At 64.9% G+C, this 2,178-nt stretch carries 3 protein-coding genes; all 3 read left to right on the top strand.

The features are described from left to right. Nucleotides 1-910, top strand: a 910-nt coding sequence (locus EN906_RS31745; protein WP_164777515.1) for a transcription termination/antitermination protein NusA, incomplete at its 5' end; no start/stop codon positions are given. 38 nt (nt 911-948) lie between these two features. After that, nucleotides 949-1,599: an RNA-binding protein gene (locus EN906_RS31750; protein WP_127270709.1), complete on the top strand. Its 651-nt coding sequence runs from the start codon at nt 949-951 to the stop codon at nt 1,597-1,599. Then, the coding region (locus tag EN906_RS31755) for a translation initiation factor IF-2 associated domain-containing protein (protein WP_206529220.1) at nt 1,596-2,178 on the top strand (583 nt) is incomplete at its 3' end. The genes EN906_RS31750 and EN906_RS31755, both read left to right, overlap by 4 nt.

Raw genomic sequence — 2,178 nt, forward strand, 5'->3', positions numbered from 1 at the left:
GGTCGCCCGCGACCCGGGTTCGCGCGCCAAAATCGCCGTTATTTCGCGCGACAGCTCGATCGATCCGGTCGGCGCCTGCGTCGGCATGCGCGGCAGCCGCGTCCAGGCCGTCGTCGGCGAATTGCAGGGCGAGAAGATCGACATCATTCCGTGGTCGCCTTCTGCGGCGTCCTTCATCGTCAACGCGCTGCAGCCGGCGGAAGTCGCCAAGGTCGTGCTCGACGAGGATGCCGAGCGCATCGAAGTCGTGGTTCCCGACGACCAGCTGTCGCTGGCCATCGGCCGCCGCGGCCAGAACGTGCGTCTGGCTTCGCAGCTGACCGGTTGGGATATCGACATCCTCACCGAGGCCGAAGAATCCGAGCGTCGCCAGAAGGAATTCGTCGAGCGTTCGTCGCTGTTCATGGAAGCCCTCGACGTCGACGAGATGGTCGGCCAGGTGCTGGCCTCCGAAGGCTTCACCAGCGTCGAGGAAGTCGCGTATGTCGATTCCGGCGAGATCGCCTCGATCGACGGTTTCGACGAGGACACCGCTTCGGAAATCCAGACCCGCGCCCGCGAATATCTGGAGAAGATCGAGGCCGAGCACGATGACAAGCGCAAGGCGCTCGGTGTTTCGGACGAGTTGCGCGAAATCCCCGGCGTCACCACCGCCATGATGGTGACGCTTGGCGAGGACGGCGTGAAGACGATCGAGGATTTCGCCGGCTATGCCGCCGACGACCTGACCGGCTGGAAGGAACGCAAGGACGGCGAGACAAAGGTCTATCCGGGCGTGCTGGCCAATCATGGCGTGACCCGCGCGGACGCCGAACAGATGGTTCTGGCCGCCCGCCTCAAGGCCGGCTGGATCACCGAAGACGAGCTTGCAGCCGAAGAAGTCTCGGCTGACGAAGCCGTTGGTGCGTGAGGTGAAACCGCATCGCACCGAACCCGCCCCTGGACGAGATGAACGATCGCACCTGCATCGTTACGCGCAAACAAGCCGAACCGGATGATCTGATCCGGTTCGTCGTCGGCCCGGATTCGGCCGTCGTTCCCGACATCAAGAGAAATCTGCCCGGCCGCGGTTGCTGGGTGAGCGCCGACCGCCTACATATCGACAAGGCTGCGGCGAAGAACCTCTTTGCCCGCGCCTTCAAGGCACAGGTGGTCGTGCCGCCCGATCTTGGCGGCATGATCGACGGGCTGCTTTCCAGGCACGCTCTGGGCATGCTTGGTCTTGCCCGTAAGGCAGGCGCAATTTCGCTTGGTGCTACCAAGGTCGAAAGTGCTGTTCGCGGCGGATTGGCGCTTTTCGTGCTCCACGCGACCGAGGCGTCCGATGACGGCGTGCGCAAGATCAGCCAGGCGCGACGGGCGACAGTCCATCTCGGCGGGCCCGCCATCCTTGCCTACAAACTTTTCTCCGAGGTCGAGTTGAGCTTGGCATTGGGGGGTACAAATGTGATACATGCTGCCGTTCTCGCGGGAGACGCGGGCAGGGCGGTCCAGAAGCGCATGGTTGCGCTCGACCGGTATCGGGGCGGTTCCCCGGACGATCTGGCAATGCTTGCGGCTGTTGCTGACGAAGATGATGCCGCAGAGGATATGGAATGAGCGATACGAAATCGGGTGACGACAATACGCTGAGTGTGACGCCGAAGAAGACCTTGACGCTGAAGCGCCCCGGTATGGAGCAGGGCACTGTGCGCCAGAACTTCTCGCACGGCCGCACCAAGCAGGTCGTCGTCGAAACCAAGAAGCGCAAGTTCTCGATGCCCGGCGACAAGCCGGAGCCTGTTGCCGCCCCCGTCTTCACACCGAAGCCGGCGGTCGTGGCCGCACCCGTCGTGCCGGAAGCACCGAAGGCGCCGCCACCCCCGCCGCCACCGGCCCCGGTCGAGCGCAGCGGCATGGTGCTGAACGAACTGTCGCGCAGTGAAATGGAAGCACGCCGCAGGGCGCTCGAGGGCTCGAAGGTTCGCGAGGTCGAGGACCGCCAGCGCGCCGCCGAGGATGCCAAGCGTCGCGCCGAGGACGAAGAGCGCCGCAAGCGCGAACGCGATGAATCCGCACGCCGCCAGGCCGAGGAAGAGGCGCGGTTGCAGACCGAGGCCGAATCCCGCCGTCGGGCTGAGGAAGAGGCGCGTCGCCGCGCGCCATTGGCTGCCGAACTGGCAACAGGCGATGACGAGG

It is taken from the genome of Mesorhizobium sp. M7A.F.Ca.CA.004.06.1.1, from assembly GCF_003999135.1.
Lineage (GTDB): Bacteria > Pseudomonadota > Alphaproteobacteria > Rhizobiales > Rhizobiaceae > Mesorhizobium.

What these genes read in the sequence shown, in the direction of transcription:
- EN906_RS31750 (WP_127270709.1), top strand. Translation starts at nt 949, where the DNA reads ATGAACGATCGCACCTGCATCGTTACGCGCAAACAAGCCGAACCGGAT.